The 26,649-nt window shown below is 67.2% G+C and carries 29 protein-coding genes; 11 read left to right on the forward strand and 18 right to left on the reverse strand.

All coding sequences use genetic code 11. The features are described from left to right. Positions 1-300 precede the first annotated feature (300 nt). Together NA10_RS28320 and NA10_RS28325 are read right to left on the reverse strand one after the other, a co-directional pair. The gene (locus tag NA10_RS28320; RefSeq protein WP_067573359.1) at positions 301-588 is read right to left on the reverse strand and encodes a putative quinol monooxygenase; all 288 of its coding nucleotides are present in this window, start codon (positions 586-588) and stop codon (positions 301-303) included. A 142-nt stretch (positions 589-730) separates the two neighbouring features. Continuing rightward, entirely contained in the window at positions 731-1,807 is a 1,077-nt protein-coding gene (locus NA10_RS28325) for an aldo/keto reductase (RefSeq protein WP_067573361.1), read from the reverse strand. Between the two features lie 206 nt (positions 1,808-2,013). On the opposite strand from NA10_RS28325, the gene NA10_RS28330 reads away from it, so the two are divergent. Together NA10_RS28330 and NA10_RS28335 are read left to right on the forward strand one after the other, a co-directional pair. Further along, on the forward strand, positions 2,014-3,486 hold the full coding sequence (locus tag NA10_RS28330; RefSeq protein WP_218021601.1) for an alpha/beta hydrolase: 1,473 nt from the start codon (positions 2,014-2,016) through the stop codon (positions 3,484-3,486). Positions 3,487-3,690: 204 nt separating this feature from the next. Then, a complete protein-coding gene (locus NA10_RS28335; protein WP_067573365.1) occupies positions 3,691-4,539 on the forward strand; it encodes a helix-turn-helix transcriptional regulator in 849 nt (282 codons plus the stop codon). A 41-nt stretch (positions 4,540-4,580) separates the two neighbouring features. Here NA10_RS28335 and NA10_RS28340 read toward each other — a convergent pair whose 3' ends face one another. The 4 genes from NA10_RS28340 to NA10_RS28355 all read right to left on the reverse strand — a co-directional run bounded on the left by NA10_RS28340 (position 4,581) and on the right by NA10_RS28355 (position 9,103). Next, positions 4,581-5,132: a maleylpyruvate isomerase family mycothiol-dependent enzyme gene (locus tag NA10_RS28340; protein ID WP_067573367.1), complete on the reverse strand. Its 552-nt coding sequence runs from the start codon at positions 5,130-5,132 to the stop codon at positions 4,581-4,583. 121 nt (positions 5,133-5,253) lie between these two features. Then, on the reverse strand, positions 5,254-6,846 hold the full coding sequence (locus tag NA10_RS28345; protein ID WP_067573369.1) for a serine/threonine-protein kinase: 1,593 nt from the start codon (positions 6,844-6,846) through the stop codon (positions 5,254-5,256). Between the two features lie 270 nt (positions 6,847-7,116). Then, positions 7,117-7,992, reverse strand: coding sequence for an arylamine N-acetyltransferase family protein (locus NA10_RS28350; RefSeq protein WP_067573370.1), 876 nt, complete (start codon positions 7,990-7,992; stop codon positions 7,117-7,119). Positions 7,993-8,149: 157 nt separating this feature from the next. After that, complete coding sequence (locus NA10_RS28355) at positions 8,150-9,103, reverse strand: alpha/beta hydrolase family protein (protein ID WP_067573372.1); 954 nt, start codon at positions 9,101-9,103, stop codon at positions 8,150-8,152. A 155-nt stretch (positions 9,104-9,258) separates the two neighbouring features. On the opposite strand from NA10_RS28355, the gene NA10_RS28360 reads away from it, so the two are divergent. From NA10_RS28360 to NA10_RS37155, 3 genes are all read left to right on the forward strand, one after another. Then, positions 9,259-10,437, forward strand: coding sequence for a winged helix DNA-binding domain-containing protein (locus NA10_RS28360; RefSeq protein ID WP_067573374.1), 1,179 nt, complete (start codon positions 9,259-9,261; stop codon positions 10,435-10,437). 185 nt (positions 10,438-10,622) lie between these two features. Further along, complete coding sequence (locus NA10_RS28365; RefSeq protein ID WP_084515340.1) at positions 10,623-11,108, forward strand: tellurite resistance TerB family protein; 486 nt, start codon at positions 10,623-10,625, stop codon at positions 11,106-11,108. A gap of 82 nt (positions 11,109-11,190) precedes the next feature. Continuing rightward, a complete protein-coding gene (locus NA10_RS37155) occupies positions 11,191-11,370 on the forward strand; it encodes a hypothetical protein (protein WP_157556785.1) in 180 nt (59 codons plus the stop codon). Between the two features lie 56 nt (positions 11,371-11,426). Here NA10_RS37155 and nadC read toward each other — a convergent pair whose 3' ends face one another. The 3 genes from nadC to nadA form a co-directional block, all read right to left on the reverse strand. Further along, the gene (gene nadC / locus NA10_RS28370; protein WP_067573376.1) at positions 11,427-12,287 is read right to left on the reverse strand and encodes a carboxylating nicotinate-nucleotide diphosphorylase; all 861 of its coding nucleotides are present in this window, start codon (positions 12,285-12,287) and stop codon (positions 11,427-11,429) included. 61 nt (positions 12,288-12,348) lie between these two features. Continuing rightward, a complete protein-coding gene (locus tag NA10_RS28375) occupies positions 12,349-13,986 on the reverse strand; it encodes an L-aspartate oxidase (protein WP_373862437.1) in 1,638 nt (545 codons plus the stop codon). A gap of 37 nt (positions 13,987-14,023) precedes the next feature. Beyond that, a complete protein-coding gene (nadA, locus tag NA10_RS28380; RefSeq protein ID WP_067573380.1) occupies positions 14,024-15,061 on the reverse strand; it encodes a quinolinate synthase NadA in 1,038 nt (345 codons plus the stop codon). 77 nt (positions 15,062-15,138) lie between these two features. Here nadA and NA10_RS28385 point away from each other — a divergent pair, with 77 nt between their 5' ends. Beyond that, complete coding sequence (locus NA10_RS28385; protein WP_084515342.1) at positions 15,139-15,927, forward strand: NUDIX hydrolase; 789 nt, start codon at positions 15,139-15,141, stop codon at positions 15,925-15,927. Positions 15,928-16,093: 166 nt separating this feature from the next. Here the strand turns inward: NA10_RS28385 and NA10_RS28390 are convergent, their stop codons facing one another. Further along, entirely contained in the window at positions 16,094-17,128 is a 1,035-nt protein-coding gene (locus NA10_RS28390; RefSeq protein ID WP_169812657.1) for a YdcF family protein, read from the reverse strand. Between NA10_RS28390 and NA10_RS28395 the strand changes: the two genes are divergently transcribed. The 4 genes from NA10_RS28395 to NA10_RS28410 all read left to right on the forward strand — a co-directional run bounded on the left by NA10_RS28395 (position 17,106) and on the right by NA10_RS28410 (position 19,439). Continuing rightward, positions 17,106-17,855 carry an HIT family protein gene (locus NA10_RS28395; RefSeq protein WP_218021602.1) on the forward strand — a complete coding sequence of 250 codons (750 nt, stop codon included), beginning with the start codon at positions 17,106-17,108 and terminating at the stop codon, positions 17,853-17,855. The two genes, NA10_RS28390 and NA10_RS28395, sit on opposite strands and share 23 nt — an antisense overlap. 240 nt (positions 17,856-18,095) lie before the next feature. Continuing rightward, a complete protein-coding gene (locus NA10_RS28400; protein ID WP_157556786.1) occupies positions 18,096-18,443 on the forward strand; it encodes a hypothetical protein in 348 nt (115 codons plus the stop codon). Between the two features lie 151 nt (positions 18,444-18,594). Beyond that, positions 18,595-18,984: a VOC family protein gene (locus tag NA10_RS28405; RefSeq protein ID WP_067573386.1), complete on the forward strand. Its 390-nt coding sequence runs from the start codon at positions 18,595-18,597 to the stop codon at positions 18,982-18,984. A gap of 50 nt (positions 18,985-19,034) precedes the next feature. After that, a complete protein-coding gene (locus NA10_RS28410; protein ID WP_067573388.1) occupies positions 19,035-19,439 on the forward strand; it encodes a VOC family protein in 405 nt (134 codons plus the stop codon). Positions 19,440-19,502: 63 nt separating this feature from the next. On the opposite strand, the gene NA10_RS37735 is transcribed toward NA10_RS28410, so the two are convergent. The 4 genes from NA10_RS37735 to bioB form a co-directional block, all read right to left on the reverse strand. Continuing rightward, positions 19,503-19,679, reverse strand: a complete 177-nt coding sequence (locus NA10_RS37735) for a hypothetical protein (RefSeq protein ID WP_169812658.1) — start codon at positions 19,677-19,679, stop codon at positions 19,503-19,505. Positions 19,680-19,747: 68 nt separating this feature from the next. Further along, positions 19,748-20,464: a DUF2567 domain-containing protein gene (locus NA10_RS28415; RefSeq protein ID WP_169812659.1), complete on the reverse strand. Its 717-nt coding sequence runs from the start codon at positions 20,462-20,464 to the stop codon at positions 19,748-19,750. Further along, complete coding sequence (gene bsaP / locus NA10_RS28420) at positions 20,464-20,679, reverse strand: biotin synthase auxiliary protein BsaP (protein ID WP_157556792.1); 216 nt, start codon at positions 20,677-20,679, stop codon at positions 20,464-20,466. Before bsaP ends, NA10_RS28415 begins: the two co-directional genes overlap by 1 nt. A gap of 98 nt (positions 20,680-20,777) precedes the next feature. After that, positions 20,778-21,815, reverse strand: a complete 1,038-nt coding sequence (gene bioB, locus NA10_RS28425; protein ID WP_067573390.1) for a biotin synthase BioB — start codon at positions 21,813-21,815, stop codon at positions 20,778-20,780. 108 nt (positions 21,816-21,923) lie between these two features. Here bioB and NA10_RS28430 point away from each other — a divergent pair, with 108 nt between their 5' ends. After that, the gene (locus NA10_RS28430) at positions 21,924-22,508 is read left to right on the forward strand and encodes a TetR/AcrR family transcriptional regulator C-terminal domain-containing protein (protein ID WP_067573392.1); all 585 of its coding nucleotides are present in this window, start codon (positions 21,924-21,926) and stop codon (positions 22,506-22,508) included. 260 nt (positions 22,509-22,768) lie between these two features. On the opposite strand, the gene NA10_RS28435 is transcribed toward NA10_RS28430, so the two are convergent. The 4 genes from NA10_RS28435 to NA10_RS28450 all read right to left on the reverse strand — a co-directional run bounded on the left by NA10_RS28435 (position 22,769) and on the right by NA10_RS28450 (position 26,509). Beyond that, positions 22,769-23,920 (reverse strand): alpha/beta fold hydrolase, encoded by a 1,152-nt coding sequence (locus NA10_RS28435; protein WP_067573394.1) that lies wholly within the window; start codon positions 23,918-23,920, stop codon positions 22,769-22,771. 104 nt (positions 23,921-24,024) lie between these two features. Continuing rightward, positions 24,025-24,504: an SRPBCC domain-containing protein gene (locus NA10_RS28440; protein WP_067573444.1), complete on the reverse strand. Its 480-nt coding sequence runs from the start codon at positions 24,502-24,504 to the stop codon at positions 24,025-24,027. A gap of 62 nt (positions 24,505-24,566) precedes the next feature. Next, complete coding sequence (locus tag NA10_RS28445; RefSeq protein ID WP_157556788.1) at positions 24,567-25,847, reverse strand: sensor histidine kinase; 1,281 nt, start codon at positions 25,845-25,847, stop codon at positions 24,567-24,569. Beyond that, complete coding sequence (locus NA10_RS28450) at positions 25,844-26,509, reverse strand: response regulator transcription factor (protein ID WP_067573446.1); 666 nt, start codon at positions 26,507-26,509, stop codon at positions 25,844-25,846. The genes NA10_RS28445 and NA10_RS28450 overlap by 4 nt, the downstream gene beginning before the upstream one ends. Positions 26,510-26,649 lie beyond the last annotated feature (140 nt).

Here is a 26,649-nt window from a genome sequence, read left to right on the forward strand (position 1 = left end):
AGCACCGGCCCGCGCGCGGCGATGACCGCCGCGGTCAGCGCGACCAGCACGGCCGCGCCCAGCACGATCAACGAGTTCGGCTGCGCCGCGGCGAGGTAGAGCACCGCCCACGCGGCGATGACAAGGGCACATACCAGCACCACCGCCGTCCGAACCCGCGCAACCATGCGCCCGACACTACCCATAGATCACCCCACTCGCCCGGCACGTGACCTGATCAATTGATCACCGGGAACTCATGGCGGGACCGGGGGTGAAATCCCGCCGCGAGTTCCCGGTGATCGCATGTCCAGGTGGGTGTCACTCGGCGACGAGGCGGTGGATGATCATCGGCTCGGCGAGGATGCCTTCGAGCACACCCGCGATATGCCGGAAATGGGGAGTGTTGAAATGCTCCTCCAGGTCGGAGGCACTCGCCCATTCCTCGACCACGACCATGTGCGCGGGCTCGTTCGGGTTGCCGAACGGCTGATAGCTCAGGCAATTGGGCTCGGCGAGCGATGGTTCGATCATGGCTTCCAGCGCGGTGCGGAGGCGATCCTCCTGGCCGGGGTGCGCGCGGAGTTCGGCGACGACATGCAGGGACATTGGGGTGCTCCTCGGAGTTTCGAAAATGGCCAGCCACCAGGGAGTTGAGGCCGGGATCCGCCGAAACCCGTTGGGGGTCCGGGGTGTGGATCCCGGCCACAAACACGCCGGGATGACGAGGACGATGGGGGGAGGTGGGAAGTCAGGCGCGGCTGGGGCCGGTGCCCGCTCCGGTGGTGGTGATGGCGGTGGCGATCTCGTCGAGGTCGGCCGAGGTGAGCTCCAGGGCGAGAGCGCCTGTCCAGCCGTCGATCTGGGTGGTGCTGCGGGCTCCGACGATGGCACCGGTGATACCGGGCCAGGCGTTGACCCAGGCGAGGGCGACCTCGGCGACGGTTACGCCGTGGCGGGTGGCGATGGGGCGCAGGGCATCGACCAGGGCCAGGTTGGCGGGCAGGCCGGTGGTGAAATCGGCGCTGCCGGAACGCCAGTCGTCGGCGGCGAGTACGCGGTCGGCGGTGAAGGCGCCGGTGAGCAGGCCGGAGTGCATCGGCGAGTAGGCGATCACGCCGGTGGAATGCGCCTTCGCCCAGGCGATTTCGGGGGCGGAGCCGCGGTTGATGGCGGAGAACGGCGGCTGGATGGCATCCACGTGCGCCACCGCTTCGGCCCGAAGCAGTTCCGCCACCGAATGATTGGACAGGCCGATGGCGCGGACCTTGCCCTCCTTCTTGAAGTCGGCCATCAGCTGCCAGTACTCCTCCAGCGGGGTCGGCTCGGCCACACCCTCGCCCTCGCCGCCGTAGACGAAGACCGCGCCGGTATCCGGCCAGTGCACCTGGTACAGGTCGATATGGTCGACGCGCAGCCGGCGCAGCGACGACTCCAGTTCGGCGCGAATGACTTCCGGGCGCATGATGCGGCGCGGCGGACCGGTGCGATCGTCGCCCTCCTCCCAGATGAGCCCGGTCTTGGTGAACAGATACGGGCGGTCCGCCTCGGGGAGGTCGGAAATCGCTCGGCCGACCAGGGTTTCGGCATGGCCGAGGCCGTAGGCGGGAGCGGTGTCGAGCCAGTTGAGCCCGCTGTCCACCGCGTGCCGGATGGCGGCGATGGATTCGGCGTCATCGGTGGCGCCCCACGAGTACTCCCAGCCGGAACCCGCGATCACCCAGGTGCCCAAGCCCAGCGGGGTGATGGCCATTCCGGTGTCGCCCAGGGGCCGGGTGTTCGCCCGATCCGCGCCCTGGACGGAGTTGTCGCGTGCTGCTGTGGTCATTGCAATCTCCCGATGGAAACCTCTCGCGGCGAGCCGCGGAGCCGGATCCGTTCCGGCTGTGACCACTACTTTCGTACGGCGCGATCGGGGTAAACAGTGCCGCGCGAGCCTGGGCACGGTATGACCAGGATGCGACCGTGGGGGCAGGCCCGGACAGCTCCGCAGGGTGATGCGGGCGGATGCGCGCGATTCCTAGCGTCGATGGAGTGAAGAGCACATATCGTCTCGGAGCCCTTGCGGCACTTACGGTGCTGTCGGTTTCGATGATCTCGGCCTGCCGCACGTCCCCCGCCGCGGCGGCCCCGGAGTGGCAGACCTGTCGGGGCAGCGGACTCGATCCCCGGCAGGAATGCGCGAATATTCAGGTGCCGCTGGACTACTCCCATCCCGAGGGCGAGCAGATCACCCTCGCCCTCTCCCGTATTCGCAGCGCGCATCCGGAGTCCCGGCACGGCGTCATGCTGCTGGTTCCCGGCGGCCCGGGCGGACCGGGTCTGAACCAGCCGAGCGCCGCGAGCGCGACCCTGCCCGCGGCGGTGCGCGATGCCTACGATCTGGTCAGCTTCGATCCGCGCGGTCTGGGCGCGAGCACCACGGCCGATTGCCGGCTGAACCCCGACGACCTGATCCTGGAGCGATTCCGGGGCTGGCCGGGCGGTGACGGGGACATCTCGGCGAATATCGCTGTGGCCCAGCGCATCGCGAAGGGCTGCGCCGAGAACGGCGGTGCGCTGGTGCGCAGTATGAGCACCCGCACCGAGGCCCGCGATATGGATCGTATTCGAGCGGCGCTGGGCCAGGACAGGATCTCGATGTGGGGTGAGTCCTACGGCACCTACGCGACCTCGGTGTACGCGACCCTGTTCGCCGCGCGTACCGATCGAATCCTGTTGGACAGCAATGACGATCCCGCTCCGGGACGGGTGGAGCAAGTGTGGAACGCCAATTACGCCGTCGGCGTGACGGATCGGTTCCCGGATTTCGCACGCTGGGCGTCCGATCCCGCCAACCCCGATCGCCTCGCCGAGACCACTGAGGCGGTCCGCACCGAATTCCTCACCCTCGCAGCGCGACTCGACGGCGCACCACTGCCCTGGCCCGGATCGCAGCTGGGTCGGCTGACCGGCAATGGGCTCCGGCAAATGCTGCTGGACGGCCTCTACCGCGATGACCGCTTCCCGGATCTGGCGCGCATGATCCGGGCGGCTGCCACGGCCTCGACCACCCTGCCCGCCGCCGAGCCCGGCCCGCCGGAGAGCGCCGTCCAGCAGCGCACCGCGGTCGCGGTAGGCACCATCTGCAATGACGCCGCCTGGCCCACCACGATTTCGGACTATGTGAGCGCGGTGGCGCGGAGCCGGGCCGAGCATCCCCTCACTGCCGGTTTGCCGCAGAACCTGTCCCCCTGCACGTTCTGGCCCTACCCGGCGGTCGAGCAGACGGTCGTCACCCCCGACGGCCCGTCGAATGTGCTCATGATCCAGAACCTGCGCGATCCGGCCACACCGTACAGCGGCGCGCTCGAGCTGCGCCATGCCTACGGCGACCGCGCCCGCATGATCTCCGTCGATGCCGGTGGCCACGGCGCATACCCCTCCCCGAGCGCCTGCGCGAACGATGCCGTCGAACGCTTCCTCCGCGACGGCACACGCCCCGACCAGGACATCCTCTGTCGCTGACCGGCGCGCCCGCGCGCTCGAGGCCCTTCGTCATCCCGGCATGTCGGCGGCCGGGATCCACGCCAAGGATTCATCAACGGGTTGCGTCGATCCCTGCACAAGCGGCGCCGCGATGACGGTTTCCCCGCAGGATTGACAGCCACCCGGAAGGCTGGGCCTGACGTGACCAGGAATAGCCGCGGGCCGACCCGCGATACTGAACGCATGACCTTGGACCGTCGTGCCGAACTCGGTGAATTCCTGCGCTCTCGGCGGGCTCGATTGAGCCCGCAGGAAGTGGGTTTTATCGATCACGGGGCGCGACGCCGGGTCCCCGGTCTGCGGCGCGAGGAGTTGGCGCTGCTGGCCGGGGTGAGCGTGGATCACTATGTGCGTTTGGAGCAGGGTCGCACCCTGCACTTCTCGGAATCGGTGCTCGATGCGGTGGCGCGGGCGCTGCGCTTGAATCCCGTGGAGCGCGAGCACTTCTATCGGCTGGCCCGGCCGTGGTCCGAAGAGGAGCAGCCCGGCGAGCAGCAGGTTCGGCCGGGTTTGCGGCGGCTGCTGGAGTCGGCGTCGGATGTGCCCGCGTACATCGTCGGCCGGGGCACCAACGTCCTGGCCTGGAATCGGCTGGCGGCGGCGCTGATCACCGACTTCTCCGCCCTGCCCCCGCGCGAGCGGAACCTGGCCCGGCTGATCTTCCTGGACGAGGGCATGCGCGCGCTGTACGAGGACTGGCCCGCCAAGGCCGCCGATGTGGTGGCGTATCTGCGATTGGACGCCTCCCGCCATCCCGGCGATTCCGGCATCGCCGATCTCATCGCCGAACTGCTCGACACCAGCCCGGAATTCCGCGCGGTGTGGGATGAGCACGCGCTCAAGGACAAGACGCACGGCCGGTACGTGTATCTGCACCCGGTGGTCGGCCGGATCGATCTCGGCTTCGAAACCCTGCGCCTGCCGGACGATCCGGATCAGGGCTTGATCGCGCACACCGTCGAGGCGGATTCGCCCAGCGCCAACGCATTACGCCTGCTGAGCAGCCTGGCCGCCGAGACCCAATCCGTCTAGGCGCAGCGCGCCCGCAATCGGGCACACCGTCGCCGGAGAGGTCATCGAGTGCGACGATCCGGCCGACCATGGCCAGCGCCAAGGCTCCCCGGGTCCGCGCACCAGCGGTCCGGTACCGCGCGACCAGTCGACATCGGTTGCCTCCCAGCGCATCCCTTCCGATACCGCCGGGGCCGGGCGAACGGATCGGGATGGTCCAGGACCGCGATCAACCGTTCCGCCGGAACCTCGCGCTCGCGCCCGAGTGGTCGCCGAATATCCTGCTGGTGCACGAAGGCGGCCGCGAGCGCGGTCTTGGGCATATACCGCGAGAACCACCCGGGCGCCCGCTCCAGCCGATCCACCAGTTCGGCCGTGGGCAGGGTCGAGAACTGTTCCACCAGTGCGGCATTGGTGCCGTCGACCGATCCCGCCTGCGCTCCGATGAGCAGATAGCTCGGCAGCCCCACCGCATCGGTTTGCAGATGCCCCATCACATCTCGCACCCGCCGGCCCGCACAGAGCGACGGGGTCTCCCACTCCGCATCGCTCAGCGACCGCGACAACTCGACCGGTTCCCCGCGCTCATCGCTGAGCAGCCGGCGCACGTTCATATCGCCGGCCTAACCACCCGGGCAGGCGCGCAACAGCCCCGCGGAAACCGTGGCCCGGCCCGCAAACGCACTGCGCCGCACCGGAATCCCGGTGCGGCGCGGTGGTTATGCGATGGTACGACTACATCTTGGTATCGCTGTCGATCTTGAGGGTGCCGCCGCCCGCGTCGATCACCCGCAGGGTGAAGGATTTGGTCTGCCCGCCCGCCGAGACGCTGCCGACCGAAATATCGGCCGAGCCATCGGAATTCACGCTGTCCGAAGCTCCGCGCGCACCGGTGATGGTGGAGTACCGCTGCACGCGATTGTCGGTCCAGTAGGACTGGAAGGCCGACTGGCTGCCGTACACCTGCTGTGCGGCGGGGGTGAGCTTGTTCCAGGCATCGCCGAAGCTGAGGTAGACCAGCCCGTCGTAGAACGCCTGGACCGTATCCGCGCCGCTCTGCACGGTGACCTGTCCGGCGCTCTTGGTTTGGCCGAGTGCGCCCGCGGTGCCCTTACCGGTGGTGGTCTGCACCGAGGCCTTGGTGGCACTGGTGTCACCGGAGGTTCCGCCGGTGCTGTCCGAGCCCGAGGAACTCAGAATGCCCGCGACCACGGCGCCGACCACGACGACCGCCGCGATCAGGGCCGCCCACACGATCTTCTTGTTCGAGCGCGGTTCGATATCCGGACGCGGAGTGGAGCGCGTCGGCGGACCGCCGTTGACGGGCGGGCGCGGCGGCGGGGTCTCCAACAGCTGCGCCTGACTCATGGCCCCGGTCGGAATGTCCGCATTGGCGCCGCGGCGATCCAGTTGCCGGGTATTGCCGCGCTGCGGCGCGGGCCGAGCACCGGCGGGTTTGGCCGGCGGCGTCATGACCCCGCCATTGCGGCGTGCGGCCATGACCCGGGTGGCCTCGGCATCCGGGCCGATCTCCGCGAACTCCGCCATGATGTCGCGGACCTCGGTCATGCTCGGCCGGTCCTCCGGCTCGAAGCCGAGCAGGGCCAGCAGCAGATCGCTCAGCGGTCCGGCATTGCGCGGCGTGCTGATCTGACCATTGGCCGCCGCGTACAGCAGGGCCAGTGGGTTCGGGTTGGTGCCGTAGGGCGGTTCACCCTCGAGGGCATGGAAAAGCGTTGCGCCCAAGGCGAATACGTCGGCAGGCGGACTCGGTTCGGCGCCGCGCGCGACCTCGGGTGCGAGGTAGGCGGCGGTGCCGGAGATGAGTCCGGTGGCAGTGAGGGTGACATCGCCCTTGGCCTTGGAGATGCCGAAGTCGGTGATCTTCACCGCCCCGTTGTCGCCGAGCAGGATATTGCCCGGCTTGACATCTCGATGCACGATGCCGACCCGGTGCGCGGCGATCAACGCCGACGCGACCTGTTCACCGATGCGGGCGACCTGCGGCAGCGGCAGGGTGCCCTGTGAGGAGAGCACCACCGCCAGACTCTGCGATGGCAGGTACTCCATCACGAGGCATGGATCGCCCTCGTGCTCGGTAATGTCGAACACCACGATGGCGTTGGGATGCTGGAAGCGAGCGGCATTGCGGGCCTCGCGGGCAGCGCGCTGACGCACGATGTCCTTGTCGGCCGCGGACAGGCTCGGCTGGGTGATGATCTGTTTGATCGCCACCGAACGCTCCAGCCGCTCGTCGACGGCTCGCCAGACGACGCCTGTGCCGCCGCTACCAATCCGTTCGACCAGGCGGTAATGCCCTGCGATCACTTGGCCGGTTTCGATGGCACTACTCCGAAATTCTGCGCGATGGTGACTGTGACGACGCGGTTGCCCGCGTGTTTCCCCGCATGAGTGTAGCGGGCCGTAGGCGTCGCGCCGACGTCAGCGTGAGATATGAGCGAGATCTCGGTGAGATCTACACCGCAGCCCGGTGACGTTTATGTGACGGGCCACGTGAATCCGCTGCTCAGAGTAGTTCCATGACATGACAGCGAATTCTGCCGCACAAACCCGGATCTCACCGCATGGGACGGGATTTCAGATCTCGCGTGTCGCGGCGGACCATTGCGCGCGGGTGAGCTGCGCCGCATCGGCGTCGGTGAGTTCGATATCGAACACCTCGGCGAGCACCTTGGACAGTTCGGCCGTGTCCAATTTGCGCACTTCGCCCGTTCCGTCCGGATGGCTGATCGTCCAGGTGGTGGCATCGATCTGATGGTGCACCTCGGGCAGGAAGCGCTGGATGAACGGGCGTGCGGTGAACGGCGAGCGCGGCGAGGTCGAGACGAAGTGATTACCGACCGTATAGTCCGCTCGATACTGCGGATTCGGCCCGAAGGTATAGCGATCCACCCAGCCGTCCCGGCCGAACTGGAAGAGCGTCCAGAGCTCACCGCCGAGCGCGTCCGCCCCGAGCTCGAGCCGGTAACGCCATGCGCCGAGCGAGAATTCGCCGCGATCGGGAGTGAGCTCGATCGGTTCGAGCGGACCGGAGCCGAAACCGACATCGCAGAGCCAGGCGCGCTCGTCATCGACCGGGCGCACCCGCAGCAGCGCGTGCGTGGCGGGCCGCAATCCACTGGCGCCCATGGTGACTCGGGCGGAGATGCCGGTGAACTCGAAGCCGAACCGCTCGAGCGCGGCGGCGAACAGCAGCACGTTCTCATAGCAGTAACCGCCGCGGCGCTGCCGGATCAGCTTGTCCTGCAATGATTCCAGGTCCAGCGGTACGCCGCGGCCCAGAATCGACTCCAGGTTCTCGAACGGGATGGTGGTGGTGTGCGCGTGGACGAGCGCGCGCAGCGTGGCCAGGGTCGGCGTGCGCTCACCGGTGAATCCGATGCGGTGCAGATACGCGTCGAGATCCAACTCCGCACCGCTCCACAGATAGGACGGATCCACCCGGTTCGTCATCACAGCCTCCGTTTTCATTCACCTTCTACTGCGCCAACTCGTCACAACACGAAGATGTTCCGATTTCACGCATTCTTCCCAAGTTTGCCCGGAGATCGCTGGGCGGTATGCGCCCGGGACCGCCGGGCGGCGGCCGGAACCGATCGGATGGACCAGGTCAGTTGGCGCACTTGGAGTTCGGCGGCGGTGGCGGAGCGGTATCGACGCCGTTCGCGGCATCGACCAGGAAGTCGGGGCCGGGAGGTTCGGTGTCGAAGAGCAATCGCTCCACGACACAACCGGATTCGTAGAAGACCGGGCCGAGTCCGTGCCCGGCGGGGCCGACGCTGCCATCCAGGTCGCGACCGCTGACGACGGTGTACATCGACACCGGTTTTCCGGCGGTCGCCAGGGCCGCGCGCATCTCCAGCGATGAGGTGATCGGGACCAGGGGGTCGGCGGTGCCGTGCAGCAGAACGGTGCGCCGCACGGTGATTCGCGACGCCTGCAAGGCCGGGGAGCGCGCGGCGTAGGCCGCGGGGCAGGTCGCTGGGCCGCAACCGCCCGCATCGCGTTCGATCTGCGGGCGCAGGTCGGGACCGGCGAGCGGGGCTTCGGTCCAGGAGGTGAAATCGTCGGCCTGGCCGAAGGTGTCGACCCAGTAGTCGTAGGTGCCGGGCGGGGCGTAGGCGGCGGCCAGGCCGCTGGTCAGTCCGCCCTGACTCCAGCCCCACAGCACGGTGCGGCCGCCGGGATGCTCACCCCGATACCACTGGGTCGCGGCGACGATGTCCTGCCAGCCCGCCCAGACATTCCACTCGCCGGTGCGCCAGCGGCCGGTGGCCGAGCGCTGATCCATGGTCAGCAATGCCGCACCGGTGTGCTCCGCGATCGAGGCCATGTATTCCGGGAAATCGGCGGCGCTCCCGGCATGTCCGTGCACCGCCACGATCAGATCCCGCGCTCCGCCGTCGGGCTCGTACACCCGCCCGGTGGCCTGTTCACCGTCGACGGTGAGGGTCACCTCGCGCACCCGAACCGGCCGTTCGGCCGAAACCTCCGGCGCGGCAAGGATCATGGCGGCGAGAACGCCGAGAGCCGTGCCGAAAACCGCCCATCGCCGACCTGACATCGCCGAATCATGACATGTACCGGATGCCGGTTCACGGACCCGGCGGCGAGTGTCCGCCGGATCGATCCAAGCTGTAATACGCGGCGCCGCCCCGATTCGAGCGCGTGGGGGCGCGGTGCGCGCCGAATGTCGTACGTGGCGGCTAATATTCGCCCATGCGTTCGATGGATGTGGCGGAGCGGCGGGCTCGGGTCGGGGTACGGCATCGGCTGGCCCTGGCCGAGCGCACCGATGATGTGCGTGCGATCGCGCGGTCACTGGTGGTATTGCACGCCACCGATCCGGCGACGGTATTCCTGTCGGTGGCCGCGCGCGGCCGGAGCCTCGAGCCCGGGCATGTGGAGAAGGCGCTGTACGAGGATCGGACGCTGCTGCGCATGCTGGCCATGCGGCGCACCATGTTCGTCGCGCCGATCGAATTGGTTCCGGCGCTCCAGGCCTCGTGCGCGGACGCGCTGGCGCATAAGCAGCGCAAGACCTACGGTCGTTATCTGGAGAACGCCGAGGGGGTGGGCGGCGATGTGTCCGCCTGGCTGAGCGAGGTGGAGGCCGAGACGCATCAGGCGCTGCTGACTCGCGGCACCGCCACCGGGGCGCAATTGAGCAAGCTGGTGCCGCGGCTGCGCACGCAGGTCGATACCGCGCCGGGCAAGTCGTACTCCAAGCCGACCAGTATCACCACCTGGGTGCTGGTGATTCTGGGCGCGGAGGGCCGCATCGTGCGCGGACGGCCCAATGGGAGTTGGAGCAGCAGCCAATACACCTGGGCGCCGATCGAATCTTGGCTGCCCAACGGTATTCCGTCGCTCACCGCCGAACAGGCGCGCGCCGAGCTGGTGCGAAAGTGGCTGTACGCCTTCGGCCCCGCACCGGAGAGCGATATCAAATGGTGGACGGGCTGGACGCTGGGCGAGGTCCGCAAAACCCTCGCACGGCTCGATACCGCCGAGGTGGATCTCGGTGGTGAGACCGGACTGATACTCGCCGACGACCTGGATCCCGTACCCGCCCCCGACCCGTGGGTCGCCCTACTGCCCGCCCTGGACCCCACACCCATGGGCTGGCAATCGCGCGACTGGTATCTGGGCGAGCACGGTCCGGCGCTCTTCGACCGCAATGGCAATGTCGGGCCGACCATCTGGTGCGACGGCCGTATCGTCGGCGGCTGGGCGCAGCGCACCGACGGCGAAATCGTCTGGCGCCTACTCGAGGACATCGGCTCCGAAGCCGAATCCCACGTCGCGGCCGAAGCCGCCCGCCTGACCACCTGGTACGGCGAAGTCCGCCCGATTCCCCGCTTCCGCACACCCCTGGAACGCGAACTCACCGCCTGACGAAGGGTTCGAATGCCGCACGGGCGGAATCGTTCTCACGTGCGGCAATCAGCGAATGCCGGATTTCGCGCAGGAATTTCCCAGTCCCCGGTGGGTATCGGACTGTTAGGGTCTGTTCGTACATCTGCACAGTCCGGACACCGACGCGGGGGTCTGTGAGTCCGGGAGATCTTTCGGAGTGTGTCATGGCCTTCCTGAACCGCCTGGTCCCCCATTCGATCTCCCTCGGCCGGTTGCCGGAGCAGTCGGTGCTGTGGCGCGAGCAGCTGCTCACCCGGCGAAACGACCTGCGCGGCGGGTCGTTCCGGGATGCCACCATCGCCCTGTGCGCCCTGGTGGCGGCGGCGGACGGCGGTATCGATCCCGAGCATCGCGCACGCCTGGCCCAGCGCATCGGCGCCGACCCCGCGCTGCAACAGTTTCCGGCCGATGAGCTGCGAAATCTCTTCGAGGACAACTGCTCTCGCATGAGTATGGATCCGGCCTTCGGGCGCGCCTATGTAATGGCGCAAATCGCCAAATGCACCGATACTCCCATTCAGGCGCGGGCCGTAATGCAATTGGGAATCATGATCGGTGCGGTGAATGGCGCATTGGCCGCCCACGAAGTCGCGGCCGTTCTGGAGGCGTGCCAGGTGTTGCACCTGGATTCACACGAATTCGGCGTGTAAAGGCCTCTGGATTCCGCTTTACTTCACTCGGCGAATATCGCACCCTTGGTGAGTTTGGATTCCGAGCGAGGAGTGTGCGCGTATGGCGATCCAAGGTTTTCTGAATATCCTTTTCGATACCGTGGCGCCGAATAGGGGCTGGCGGTACTGCGCAATGTGCGACGGCCAGGGCGATTATGGCCTGGTCAACGGCGCGGTGCAGTGGTGTTCGGTATGCGGTGGCACCGGCTGGATTGCCGAGGCCCCGCAATACCGTCGCTGAACTCGCAGTGAAATTCCTGGTTGAATTCGGGAATTTCAGACATTTCGGATGGCGATTTACATATCCAAACCCAGGTCCAATACCTGGACCGAATGGGTGAGTGCGCCGACCGCGAGATAATCCACCCCGGTACCCGCGTACTCCGCCGCCATATCCAGCGAAAGACCGCCCGAGGATTCCAGCTTGGTCCCCGGTGAACGATTATTGCGCCGCTGCACCGCCGCCTGGGTCGCCCAGAGCGGGAAGTTGTCCAGCAGTACCAGCCGCACATCCTCATCGAGGACGGCATCGAGCTGCTCCAGACTGTCCACCTCGACCTCGCATTCGATGGTCGGGTTCAGCTCGCGCACCGCGCGCAGCGCCGCGACCACCGAACCGGCGGCCACCACATGGTTGTCCTTGATGAGCGCGGCATCGCCGAGCCCCATCCGATGGTTGACGCCGCCACCGGCGCGCACCGCGTACTTCTGCAGCGCCCGCAGACCGGGCAGGGTCTTGCGACTGTCGCGAATCCGGCAATCGGTGCCCGCCACCGCGTCCACCCAGGCGGCGGTCGCCGTCGCGATACCGGACAGATGGCAGACCAGATTGAGCATGGTGCGCTCCGCGGTGAGCAGACCGCGGGTCGGCGCGACCAGGCTCAGGACGGTATCGCCGGGCTGCACCCGGGTGCCGTCCGCGACCCGGCCGGTGACCTCGTAATTGCCCGCGCCGATCACCTCGTCCAGCACCAGCAGCCCGACATCGAGTCCGGCGACGGTGCCGGGCTGGCGCGAAGCCATCTCGGCCTTGGCCACCGCATCGGCGGGAACCGTTGCGGCGGTGGTGATATCGGGTCCGTAGCGCAGGTCCTCGTCGAGAGCCCGGCGAATGAGCGCGATCACCTCGTCGCGATCCAGTCCGGCGTCGAGAGTCATTGCGGCACTCCTTCTTCAGTGTGCGATCCAGGACGCGCTGGATCACCGGCGAATGCGTGAACTAGTGGGCGGCGGGTACGGCGTCGCGCCAGGACGGCGTCATCGCGGAACCGTCGGTGATCAGTTGCGGGCGTCCGTACGCGCCGAGCCGCACCCCGATGCTGTGGCGCTGCTCCTCGCGCGGGTCCGGATGGTCCGAACGGGTATGGCAGCCACGGCTTTCGGTGCGCGCGGCGGCCGCGAGCAGCAGGGCGCGCGCGGCCAGGGTGAGCGCGGCGTCCTCCAGATCACGGATGACCGCGGCCGGATCGTCGGCGCGCACCTCGGCGCTCTCATCGGCCTCACCGCCGCTGATGAGGCCGACCAGGCGCAGCACCGCACCGCGCAGGCCGTCACCGTCGCGGACAACCGCGGCGTGTTCGGACATCAACTCCTGCAACAACTTCCGGTCCGCGCGCGGCAGCTCGGCGACCCCGAAGTGGGTATCCGCGGGGATGCGCTCGGCGCGGCCCCGTCTTTCGGCGGCGGCCGCTCCGGCGCGCTCGCCGACCACCAGCCCTTCTAGCAGGCTGTTGGAGGCCAGGCGATTGGCGCCGTGCAGTCCGGTGCGCGCGACCTCGCCCGCCGCGTACAGGCCGGGAACCGTTGTGCGACCGCTGGTATCAGTCACCACGCCACCGCACTGATAGTGCGCGGCGGGCGCGACGGGGATGAGGTCGACGCGCGGATCGATGCCGACGGCCAGGCAGGAGGCGGTGATGGTCGGGAACCGCTCCTCGAAGCCCGCGATGGCGCGGCCGTCCAGGTACACGTGATCGGTGCCGAGTTCGTGCATACGGGCGGCGATGGCGCGCGACACCACATCGCGGGGTGCGAGATCGCCGCGCGGATGCACCCCGGCGGTGACCGAATTCCCTTGGGAATCCACCAGAATCGCGCCCTCACCGCGGACGGCCTCACTGATCAGGGGTCTGCGGCCCACCCCGCCCGGGGTGAACAGCACGGTGGGATGGAATTGCAGGAACTCCAGATCCGCGACCACCGCGCCGGCGCGCAGGGCCAGCGCGATACCGTCGGCGGTGGCGCCGGGCGGATTGGTACTGCACGCGTACAGCTGTCCGAGGCCGCCGGTGGCCAGCAGTACGGCCGGTGCGTGCACCATGCCGAAACCCTTGTCCGACACCGCGATAACGCCGCGCACCCCATCGGGTCCGGTCACGATCTCGATGACGGCGGCACCGAAGAGCACCGGCAGTCCGGCCGCGTTCAGGGCGCGCTGCACCTCGGCGCCGGTGGCGTCGCCCCCGGCGTGAATGATGCGCCGGGTGCTGTGCCCACCCTCGCGGGTGCGCGAGACCTCGCCGTCACGACCGTGGTCGAAGACCGCGCCGAGGTCGGTCAGCGCCGCGACGGCGTGCTGACCGCCCTCGACTATCGAGCGCACCGCATCGGGATCGCAGAGTCCGGCCCCGGCGATAACGGTGTCCTGCACATGCGATTCCACCGAATCGCCGTGCGGCGCGACCACCGCGATTCCGCCCTGCGCGTACTGCGTGGAGGTATCGGTGGCCCCGCCCTTGCTGAGCGTGAGGACGCGCAGTCCGCGCAGTGAGGCGGTGCGCGCCGCGGTCAATCCCGCGACACCGCCGCCCACCACCACGAGATCCGCTTCGGCCTCCCACGTGAGGGAAATACTCACGGCTGTCACCCTTTCCGGCGAACGACCGAGTTCCGGGCTATTCCCCGCCGCCGGGGTTGCCGATCTCGATCATGCGCTGCACCGAATTGCGAGCCAGGGCAGCGGTTTCCGGGTCCACATGCACCTCGTCGCGGTTCTCCACCAGGCAGCGGAGCAGGGCGGCGGGGGTGATCATCTTCATGTACTGGCAGGAGGCGCGGTCGTTGACCGGCTGGAAGTCGATGCCCGGGGCGGCTTTTCGCAGCTGGTGCAGCATGCCGACCTCGGTGGCGACCAGGACCTGGTTCGACTTCGCCGCCTTGGCGGCGTCGATCATGCCGCCGGTGGACAGGATGTGCACGCGGTCGGCCGGGAACTCGCCCGCACCGGCCAGGTAGAGAGCCGAAGTGGCGCAACCGCATTCGGGGTGCACGAAGAGTTCGGCATCCGGGTGGCTCTTGGCCTGCGCGTTGAGCTCATCGCCGTTGATGCCGGCGTGCACGTGGCATTCGCCCATCCAGATGTGCATATTCTCGCGGCCGGTGATGCGCTTGACGTGCGCGCCCAGGAACTGGTCCGGCAGGAACAGCACCTCGCGGTCCGGATCGATGGAGGCGACCACGTCGACGGCGTTCGAGGAGGTGCAGCAGATATCGGTGAGCGCCTTCACCGCGGCGGTGGTGTTCACGTACGAGACCACCACGGCGTCGGGATGTTCGGTCTTCCACTCGCGCAGGTCGTCGGCGGTGATGGAATCCGCCAGCGAGCAGCCCGCGCGCTGATCCGGGATCAGCACGGTCTTGCTCGGGCTCAGGATCTTGGCGGTCTCGGCCATGAAGTGCACACCGCAGAAGACGATGGTGTCCTCGGGCGCTTCGGCGGCGATCCGGGAGAGCGCGAGGGAATCGCCGACATGATCGGCGATGTCCTGGATCTCGGGGAGCTGATAGTTGTGCGCCAGGATCGTGGCATTGCGCTCACGCGCGAGTCGCTTGATCTCCTGCGCCCACTCGGGGGTGGCGTCGACGCCGGTGTACCCCGCGGGCCCGTCCACAATGCGCTCGGTCAGCGGCATCGTCGCACCTAGTGCAGCCATGGTATGGCTCCTTCTCTCATGCGCCCGGCCCCTTCGCCGATTCGCATACAACCGGTTTTCGACTTAGAATCGAAAACGTGGCCCATCGTAGCACTGTTCACGAAACGCTCACCGCCGTGTTCCAGGTTCGCCGCTTCCCCGACAGAATCAGCGCAGGTCAAGGGTTTTCAGCCGTCGCGGTAAGCGGTACCGGCAGCAGAAAAGCTGCTGGCTCGCGCAAATCCGCGCCTACCGGACGCGGTAACGCGGAACTCGCCGTGCTGCTGTGGGAACGCGCCCTGGACCCCGCGATCGGCACCTGGTCGCTGCCCGGCGGCAAACTGCGCGACGATGAGGATCTGGACGCCTCGGCCGCCCGTCAGCTCGCCGAGAAGGTCGATGTCCGCGAACTGACGCACCTGGAGCAGGTGTGGGTCTTCAGCGATCCGCAGCGCGTGCCCGGCGACCGCCGCATCGCCTCGGCCTACCTCGGCCTGGTCCCCCTCACCGCCGAACCCGCACTACCGCCGGACACCCGCTGGCATCCGGTATCGGCATTGCCCGCCATGTCCTTCGACCACGGCGGGATCGTCGAACACGCCCGCAACCGCCTGGCGGCGAAGCTCTCGTACACGAATATCGCCTTCGCACTGGCCCCCGAACGCTTCACCATGTCCACCCTCCGCGAAATCTACTGCGCCGCACTCGGATACGACGTGGACACCACCAACCTCCAACGCGTACTGACCCGCCGCGGTGTCATCACCCCCACCGGCGCCACCGCCTCCCCCGGCCGAGCGGGCGGCCGCCCCGCCGCCCTCTACCGCTTCACCGACTCCGAAATCCGAGTGACCGACGAATTCGCCGCCCTGCGCCCCCCGAGCTGACATCACCGGGACACCCGCGTCAGCGTTTGCAACGCATCACGCAGATGCGCGCCCCCACCGGTGGCCGATCCGCGAAAGCGCGGCCCTCCAACTCGGCGACGGCCGCCTGATGGTCGCGGCGGTGAACAGCATGTCATGGTGGGCGGCCGGTGCCGGTGGTTGCGGTTCAGAGGGGTGGGAGGGCGGCGTCGGCGACGACCGCGGTGGCCGCGGCGACGGTGAGTGCGGCGGTCGTGAGGTGGGTACGGCGGTAGTGAGTGGTCAGGACCGCGACGAACTCGCGCAGGAAGGCGGCCGGGATGAAGTATGCGGCGGTGCGGGAGCCGACCACCGCGGCGTCGATTCCGGCGCGTCGAGTGAGTGCCGCGGTTCGCAGTACGTGAAAACTGCTGGTGACGACAGTCATTCGAATCCGGTCGGCTGGGATGCCGCGAATATCAAGCTGGCGCAGGCAGTTTCGGATGTTCTCCGCGGTATTGCGCGAATATCGTTCGCGGACGATGGCATGTGCTGGAATGCCGTGCGCCACCAGGTACCTGGCCATGGCATCGGCTTCGCAGGTGCCCTCATCGCCGCCCTGACCGCCACAGGTGACGACCACCGGTTGCGCGCACTCCACCGACGCGGCGTGATAGGCGGTGATCGCGCGGTCCAGGCGACCGGCCAGCAACGGGGTGACCGACCTGCCGTCGAGCCCGCAACCGAGGATCACTATCGCATCGGCCTGTGATCGAGCGGGCAGGGTGCGATAGAGCAGCGCGTACCCGCCGAATGCCAGCAGATGCAGTATGAGATAGCCGCCCGCGGCGCACACGAGCATGGCCAGCTCGATCAGCGCCGCCGGGACCGGCACCGCGATCGCGATCGCGGCGATCACGACCCCCATCATCACCAGTCCCGCACCGACTACCGCCGGGGAGAGCGTGGTCAGCGACCGCCCTTCTCGCCGCACCACGGTGAACCCGTTCGCTATCAACGCGATTCCGATGCAGCACAGCGCCAATGCCGCGGCGCACGAGCCCTGCGGCACCGTCACCGAGATCGCGACCACATCGGCGGCGACTGCGGCCGACCCGGCCACGAGTAGCAGTACCGCCCCCAGCAATACGAACCCCGTCGACAATCGGCGCGGTTCGCGGACCACGCGAAAAGCCCCGAGGGCCAACAAGAACAAGCCGATGGACAGCAACGCCGCGGTCATCATCAGTCCTCCCTACTCATTGCCATCGTGGAACCACAGCATCGGCGCCTGTCACCGACACAGAGTCGATTCCCCTTCCTGCCCGTGGGCAAACACACTGTTTCTGGAGAGCAAAAGCCCGGCAAAGCGGAATGCGATCCGACATCCCAGTGCCCAGAATCGCACCTTCGCCGGAATCAGCCGCACCGGCAATACCGATGTCACGACGCTCCCGCGCGGATGCAAAATCGTTGGTATGCAGCGCATTCCGTTCGATATGGACGCTTACGTCCAGCGTGTACGCTCGGGCCCCTGTTTCATCTGCGAGGTCGTTGCCAACTCCGGCAGCGACGGATGGCACGAGGTCGTGGCCCAAACCGACGACAGTATCGCCTTCCTCTGCAAATACCCGACCTTGCCGGGCCATGTGCTGGTTGCGCCGAAGAACCATCACGAGCACGTAGTCCGCGACTTCAGCGAAGAGGCCTTTCTCCAGCTGATGCGCTTGGTGCATCGCGTCGCGAGGGCAGTGGAGGCAACGCTCGAAGTCGAGCGAACCTACCTACTGAGCCTGGGCAGCCGACAAGGCAATTCCCATGTGCACTGGCACATCTCGCCACTACCCCCTGGTATCCCCTACCGCGAGCAACAGTTCCACGCATTGATGGCGGAGAACGGCGTGCTGGCGTGGACAACCGATCAGGCCGGTGCGCTGGCCGCCCGTTTGCGCACAGCCCTCTCGCGCTGAATCGAACCGCTGGCCCAAATCTCGGCATACCTCTGAATTAGAGGCATGACCGACAGTCTCATACTGCGGGGCCTGGCGGGCGATCGATTATCACGGCACCACGGACCAGTGGTTTTATGGGATTCGTAAGCGGATTCCCAGAGTGATCATCCTATAGTCGGCCTTGTTCGGACGTGGGCAGTCGGCCTGCTGAACGGGGGGATGATGAAGCGAATACTGGTGGCGCTGGGAGCATTCGGGATGGCTGTGGGCCTGGCCATGGGAACTGCGCATGCGGACAGCTTCTCCGGGAGTTCGTCGGGGAGCTGTTCGGGGACGGTGGGCAGTTGGGGTTACTTCTATGCGTACACCTATCAGTTCGCCTCGATTTCGAACAATACGATCGAAACCGAGGATCATGACTTCGACTTCGACGGCTTCTTGTCCGGAGCCGAGAACGCGCGCCTGCTCAATGGGAAGAAGAATACCTGGCTCGTGTACCGCCAGGGTGATTTCGACCTCGCGGTGCCGTATGTGAAAGGGGCGGGGCTCTTCGTCCGTGACAACCGCGACCGTGACGAGGAGTGGATCAAGCTGTGCAGCTATTGAAAATGAGTAATTGGCGACCGTGGTCGATATACCGGTCGATTCGCATACGTCCGGTTCATCCGACGTGAGGTCGAGATCACCTGCGACATAGCCGCGAACCCACCCACTGCGCTCTTGACCTCGACCGCGCTCGAGGTTGCACCATCGGTGGATGCGACTCAATCAGGTCACCGTGGGAAGTACCGATCTTGCTCGTTCCGAGCGGTTCTATCGGCTTCTCGGGCTGAGACTTATCGTCAAGAACGACCACTATCTGCGGTTCGAATGTCCGGACGGGGGTAGTACGTTCTCGCTCGATCTGGTCCGGGGGGTCCCGGAGGATGAGCGGGTGACCGTCTACTTCGAGGCGGACGATCTCGATGAGGAATGCGCGCGGTTGGTGCGGGCGGGGATCGTGTTCGACCGGCCGCCCGGCGACCAGCCTTGGCTGTGGCGCGAAGCGCGGCTTCGTGATCCCGACGGGCACCTCCTGTGCTTGTTCCGGGGCGGCGACAATCGGCGCAATCCCCCATGGCGGCTTGCTGATTCAGCTCTCGGGTGAGATACGTTCACATCCCGTCCATCCGCGGCGACCGCGCGTAGGGTCGGCGCATGGCATGCAGGATTACCGAACTTGTCATCGATTGTGCCGACCCGCGCCGGCTGGCGGACTTCTGGTGCGAAGTCCTCGGGTATGTCGAGATCGATTCGGACGATGCGGATGTGGAGATCGGGCCGCCGGGATCCACGGTGGGCGGACCGTCGATCACGCTGTTGTTCAGCCGGAGCGCGGATCCGCGACGCGGGAAGTTGCCGATGCATCTGGATGTGAACGCGACCGATCGCGATCAGGATGCGGAGTTGCGGCGGTTGTTGGCCGCGGGAGCGCGGAAAGTTGATATCGGGCAGACCGGGGACGAGTCATGGCATGTGCTGGCCGACCCGGAGGGGAATGAGTTCTGCCTGCTTCGGCCGCGGGTTGCCGCACTGAATCCGGTTGGCGCGGAACGCGAATGACCGCCCCCGCCACGAAAAGACAGGGCGGCGGCGGTTGGACGCGGCGCTGAATGCGCGCGGAAATCACCAACCGCGGTTGCGGTGTTTGGCGGTGCGCTTGTACTGGCGTGCGCTCGGAATCGGTTGCGCCGCATTGGATTGACGGAGGGCGTGGCGCTGCCGCCAGGCGCTGAGGTCCGGTCGTTCCGCCGGGACCGTCGCGGTGTCCGGGGCACGATCGGCGTGTGGTGCGGCTTTCATGGCCGATCTCCCTGCGATGTCGTGAGCACACCACGGTAGGGGGATTCGGCCGGTGGATCCAGCGAATTTCAGCGGGTGGTTTCGGAGCCGGGGGCGTCGAAGGGCACGACGGGATCGCGGGGGCCGTAGTTCGCACCGACGTTTCCACCGGGGCCGTCGTATGGGCCGTAGCTGATCGCGGAGCCGTACTGCCCGGGCGCCAGCACGATCGGCTCCTGCGGGCGACCGCCGAAGGGCAGGAATTCGCCGCTGCCGAGGTCATCGGAGGTGCTCAGAGCCGCCATGATCAATACGACCAGCACCGCGACCAGAGGCTGCACCAGCAGCGCGGGCCACCCCTCCACGGTCGGCGCGAACTCGACGATCGTATGGACCGCCGGATGCGAGGGCCGCGAATGTCGTTGCTCGGCAATGGCTTCGCCCACCCAGCGCAGCATCGACGATCCGAGCGCGGATCCGGCCAGTAGCCCGAGCAGCAGCAACGGCCCGCGCACGCTCCGCCAACGCCAGGCCGCGGCGGTCGACAGCACCGCGATCACCACGCCGAGGAGGACGAAGATCGCGACCGCGTCGAATCGATGCGTGCTCTCCCCCGTCAGCGCCGCACCTCGTTCGGGATCGACCACCAGCAATTGCTCGGCGGGTGCGAGGAATCCCCACAGCACCCCGCCCAGCGCGCTCACCGCGGCGATGCCGGCGAACACCACCGCCGCCGCGCGCACCTCACGCATCAGGGTGTCGATGCGGGCGGCGGGCTGCTCGGCAGCGGTGAATGTGGTTGCCACTAGCGGCGTTCCAGCTGATGTGATTCGAGCACACCGTGCCGTGAGCATTTGGCCCACCAGCCGTCGGGGCTCACCTGCACGATCATGCGGCGGCCGCAGTGCTCACAGAACCGCGGCGGCTCCAACCCCATGGCGGCGGCCGGCGGAATCGGATCGTCGAGACCCGGCACCACTCGCTTACCCGTGAAGGGGTTGTAGCGCTCCTCTATATCCACGTTCACGCCCACCTGTGTGTTGAGATTCTCGATGCCTCAGCGCAGGACACCGCAAACGAGCCCTTCGTAGATTACCGGTTTCCGATAGCCCGCCGATGTCAGAGGGTTTCGTTGAGCGCCTTGATCGGCATCTTGAGCTCGCCGAGCAGATCGATATCGGCTTCGGCGGGTCGGCCCAGGGTGGTGAGGTAGTTGCCGACGATGACGGCGTTGATACCGCCGAGGATGCCCTGCTTGGCACCGAGGTCGCCGAGGGTGATCTCGCGACCGCCCGCGAAGCGCAGGATGGTGCGCGGCAGCGCCAGGCGGAAGGCGGCGACGGCACGCAGCGCATCCGCGGCGGGCAGCACCTCGAGGTCGCCGAAGGGGGTGCCCGGGCGCGGGTTGAGGAAGTTCAACGGCACCTCGTCGGGCTCCAATTCGGCCAGCTGCGCGGCGAATTCGGCACGCTGCTCGATGGATTCGCCCATACCGAGAATGCCTCCGGAGCACACCTCCATCCCGGCCTCGCGCACCATGCGCAGAGTGTCCCAGCGCTCTTCGTAGGAGTGCGTGGTGACCACATTCGGGAAGTGCGACTTGGCGGTCTCGAGGTTGTGGTTGTAGCGGTGCACGCCCATGGCGGCGAGCTGATCGACCTGCTCCTGGTTGAGCATGCCCAGCGAGCAGGCGACCTGGATGTCGACCTCATTGCGAATGGCCTCGACACCGGCGGCGACCTGCGCCATCAGCCGCTCGTCCGGACCGCGCACGGCCGCGACGATGCAGAATTCGGTGGCGCCGGTCTTGGCGGTCTGCTTGGCGGCCTCGACCAGGCTCGGGATATCGAGCCAGGCGGCGCGCACCGGAGACTGGAACAGGCCGGACTGTGAACAGAAGTGGCAGTCCTCGGGGCAGCCGCCGGTCTTGAGCGAGATGATGCCCTCGACCTCGACCTCGGGACCGCACCACTTCATGCGCACGTCGTGGGCGAGCGCGAGCAGCTCCTCGAGGCGGTCGTCGCCGAGGCGCAGTACCTCGACGGTCTGCTCCTGGGTGAGGCCGACGCCGCGCTCGAGCACCTGCTCGCGGGCGATCGTCAGAATGTCTTCGCCTGCCGCGCTGTCGGCTTCGGTCCTGACGGCTGCTTGGGTCATTGACTCGAATCCCTTCGTCCGGCCGGTGTGGCCGAGCAACTTGAACGGTGTTCAGGGTAGGCTAGCAGTCCGGAACGTGAGCCGGAACACGAAGGGGTCGGATTCTCAGTGCAACTGCACCGCACGGATGTGGTCGACGGGGCCATCGCCATTCTCGACCGGTACGGACTGGCCGATCTCACCATGCGGCGGCTGGCGGGATCACTGCACGTGCAGCCCGGTGCGCTGTACTGGCACTTCCCCAATAAGCAGGCCCTGCTCGGTGCGGTCGCGGACCGCATTCTCGCCCCCATGGACGAACCGGTCGAGACAACCGAATGGTCCGGCCAGATCACCGAATTGGCGCACCGTCTGCGCTCCTGCCTGCTCGCCTACCGCGACGGCGCCGAATTGGTCTCCGCCACCTACGCTTCCAGGCTCACCACCAGCAAGGGCCGAGAGCGCATGGCCGGAGCCGCGATTCGCGCGGGCATGACCCGCGAGGAAGCCGACCTCGCCGCCTACACCCTGCTCTACTACGTCCTGGGCCAAACCGTGGACGAGCAATCCCGCATCCAAATGGATTCCGTCGGAGCACTTTCCGAGGAAACCTCCCCCCTCTACGACACCCCCGACGCAACCTCCCGCTTCGACTTCGGCCTGCAACTGTTCATCTCCGGCGTGCGCCACCTACTCGGCACCCGCGTGCGCTGAGTACAAACCGCCCTGTCGCAGGGCTGATTCCCGCCTGCGATACGCGGCCATTTTTTGCGCTGAACTTCCCGGCAGCCGACACATCGACATCCCCTCGATATTCGGTTGAGATAACGCATGTTTCAGTATCCGATTTCGGCAGCGGCCGTGGCACAGTAGGCTTCTCGAGCGAATAGCTCGGATAGGTGCGGTGACCACCTCGTGTCGCGGTAATTCTTCTACGCAGTGTTCGACGCGCAAGGCAACCGATTTTCCACGACTCAGCGGGGCGGGGCGGCGACCGAGATCGGCTCGCGCTGGGCGAGGCGGATGAAGGGGACGACCTGCTGTTCTATGACGGTGTTGTACTCCTGAGGGCGTTGAATCGGGTTGGCGTGGGCCGTGGTTCGGGTGGTGACTACCAGGAGTGAGCCGTTGATGCCACCGGATTGTTCGATGAGAACGCGGTGCGAGTAGTCGACGTCGACAATCGGATCACGGTAGGCGTCGTGGGGGCGGATGAAGACTATTGCGGGGCGGGGTTTTCCATTCGCGGGTTTGGACAGCGCCTGGAGGTCGTCTATCGCACCGCCCGCGACTATTGCCTTGAATTGGGCTTCGATAAGACCATTGCTGGCGGTGTCGGTGTTGAAGATCTTGTCGTGCAACACATTCTTCGCGGCCTCACGCAGGCGGTCGGCGCGGAAACCGTAGCGACCGCCGCCCATGAAATTCTCATGGCGGGCGTACATTTCGACGGTGAAGCGCAGCAGGCGGCTTTCGCGGGCACCGGGAATCCAACCGGTCCAGCGCATCATCTCCTCGCCCTGATCGCGGGCTTCGGGGCGGACGGCGTGCAAGTCCACGGGCGTGCAATCCAGGATGACCGCCAGGACGCGGCGATCACTGCCGGTGTGCAGATGTTTGGCGATCTCCAGGGCGATGACACCGCCCATGCTGTGTCCGGCCAGGATCACGTTGCGCGCCTTGGACGCCTCGGTCACCTTCACGATCAGATCCGCGATGACCTTGGTATCGATACCGGCATTGTCATACCGCACCGCCCACACCGACCCGAGTTTGCTCAGCGACGGCAGGGCGCGCGCGGTATCACCGGCATCGAGGACGCCGAGCCCGACCAGATCGAAGACGGCGGTATCGGCGGCCTGCGGGGTGGAGGGACCTGCGATCGACATGACCGCCGGTTCGGTACGCGCCAGCCGGGTGCGCTCGGGCATCACGTCCCAGGCCAGATACTGGGCGAACAGGCCCAGCAGCACCAGCGGAATCAGGCTGCCGCGCAGGATGATCAGCCTGGTGCGCCGCCAATCCACCCACTCGCGGCCGAGCCGGGATTCGCGCAGGCGGGCCTGCCGCCGCCGATCGTCGTATTCGGAGGCAGTGGACGGACGTGGATAGCCCGGCAACGCCATACCAATCCACCATAGGCACTCGAGCGGTGATCTCGCATCCGACCGCTCCCCGGCGATGGACCGGCGGACGCCCCGGACCGGGTATTCGCTACCGCCCGGAGGAATCAGCTCGGCGGCGCGGCGGCCTCCTCCCGCTCGGCCAGATCGGCGAGCTTGGCCAGAGACATACGGAAACCGATCCCATTGTCGTCCGGGGAGAGGCCGGGCGGGAGATTCTCATGCCGGGCGATGACGCGGGTGCCGCCGCGTTCGGACTCCAGCGAATAGGTGATGGTCATTTCGCCGCGTAGGTCCGGATTCTCGGTTTCGAATTCGACGCTCTGCACCACCTCCGTATCGGGGACGAGGCGCACGAAATGGCCGTGGAAGGTGTCGGTATGCGCGGAGGTCTTACCCGCCGCGGTGGGGATGTCGTAACTGAGCGAGATTCGGAAGCGGCCTCCGACGCGCGGGTCGAATTCGTGGATGCGACTGGTCATCCCATCTGGGACCATCCACGTTCGCACGGACCGCGCATCGAGGAGCGCCCGGAAGACATTCGGGCGGGGAGCACTCACGAACCACTCGACGCGGGTGGAGTTCATGGCCGCGACCATACGCCGGAGGTACGACCGCGCGAGGCCGGTTCGAGTGGACAGCGCGCAGGTCAGAGCTGGGGTGGGGCGGGCAGGGTGAGCGTGGCTATCGTGCCGCCATCGGGTGCGGAGCCCAGGGCCACCGACCCGGAGTGCGCCCGGGCGACCCACTGCACGAGCGAGAGTCCGATGCCGTGCCGCCCGCCCGCACCGGTGGAGCCGTGCGCGAACGGATCGGCCAGGTCCGGATCCAGACCGGGTCCATGATCACGCACCGTGACCGCGTGTTCGGCGACCGTGATCTCCACGGGCGTGCCGCCGTGCACCAGGGCGTTGTCGATGAGATTGCGTACCGCCAGGGCAAGTAGATCCGGATCCGCTTGCACCACGGTCGGTTCGGTCCGCAGCTCGATACCCGCGACTCCGCATTCGGCGACCACGCCCTCCACGAGTTGGTCCAGATGCAGTCGCTCCGAATCGAGTTCACCGAGTCCGGTCTCGGTGCGGGTGCGCGCCAGCAGGCCGGTGACCAGCCGTCCCATCCGATCGGTGAGCGAGCGCGCCTCGGTGACCGCGCGCCGGGAATCCTGCGGATCACGCAGTGCCGCATCGAGATACAGGCGCAGCGTGGCGAGCGGGGTGCGCAGTTCGTGCGAGGCGTCGGCGAGAAAACGCTCCTGTTCGGCGAGCATGCGCACGGCCGGACGCGTACTCACCCCGGACAGCAGGTGGCCGATGACCGCCGCCAGTGCGATCAGGGCCAGACCGCCGAATTCCAATGCCAGCACCAGACTTCGATGATCGCGCTGCGAGGGTGCGGGATCGGAGCCCGCGAAGACCACGGCGCTGATGGCGGCGTCATTGTCGTACACCGGCGCGGCGGCCACCCGAATACGCTGCCCCGCACTATTACCCATGGTGCTGAATACGGTGTCCTCCGCCGCGGCGGTCTCCTCGGAGGGCGCGGTCAGATCCGCGGGCAGGGTGGAGCGCAGGTGCCCGTACCCTTCCCGCCACCGCCCGTCGGTCCCCCGCACCATGACCGCGACCGCGGAGTTGCCCTGTGCCAGATCGTCTTCCCGCAGGGTCTCCAAGTCGATGGTGCCGTCGGCATTCCAGTACACGACCCGCGCCAATCCGGTGACCACCCGATCCACTCCGTCATCGAGCGCCCGCTCCCGCGAATGCGAATCGATGGACGCCGCCACCGTGGCGAGCACCAGCAGGCAGGCGGCGGTGAGGGCGGTGAAGAGCGCGGTGAGCAGCCAGCGCATCCGGCGCAGCCGCCCGGGCGTGGTCGGGTTCGCTCTGCGACTCGCACCGAAGCGCCACCGGGAACGGCTGTCGTTCACGGGGATTCGGCGATCGTGAAGCCGACCCCGCGCACGGTATCGATCAGCGGTGGTTCGCCGAGTTTGCGGCGCAGCTGGGCGATGACCACATCCACCACATTCGAGGCCGGTTCGGCCATTTCGTCCCAACAGCATTCGATGAGTTCGGTGCGTGAGACGACTGCTCCCGCGCGGTCGGCCAGCAACTCCAGGACGCCGAATTCCTTGGGCGTCAAGGTGAGTAGCACTCCGGCGCGATACACCTTGCGGCGCGGCCTGTCGACGGTGAGGTCGCCCAGGACCGTGCGGGTCGGCGCGGGCTGTTCACGGCGGCGGCACAGCGCGCCCACCCGTGCGGCGAGTTCATCCATGGCGAAGGGTTTGACCACATAGTCGTCGGCCCCCTGGGCGAAGCCGTCGAGCCGATCGGCCAGCGCATCGCGGGCGGTGAGCATGAGCACCGGTGTCCGCCGTCCGGATTCCCGCTGCGCGCGCACCAGATCCAGCCCGTCCCCATCGGGTAGGCCCCGGTCCACGACCAGACAGTCGTACTGATTCACCGCGATCTTGAGATCGGCGTCGGCGTAATCGCGGGCCAGATCGACCGCGAACCCGGCAGCCCGCAGCCCGGCGACCACCTCGTCGCCCAGATGCCGATCGTCCTCACATACCAACACCCGCACTTTCGCCATTAGAACATCACCCGCGCCCGCCCGGCCAGCACCTGCGCGGTGCGCCATCCAGAATTCGGGCACACGTCCAGGTCAGCGGTGGGCATGGTGCACCCCGGTGCGTCGGCGGCTGCGGTCACCCGTCTCCCTGT

Origin of the sequence: Nocardia acidivorans NBRC 108247, assembly GCF_001625085.1 — a bacterium.
GTDB classification, from domain to species: Bacteria; Actinomycetota; Actinomycetes; order Mycobacteriales; family Mycobacteriaceae; genus Nocardia; species Nocardia acidivorans.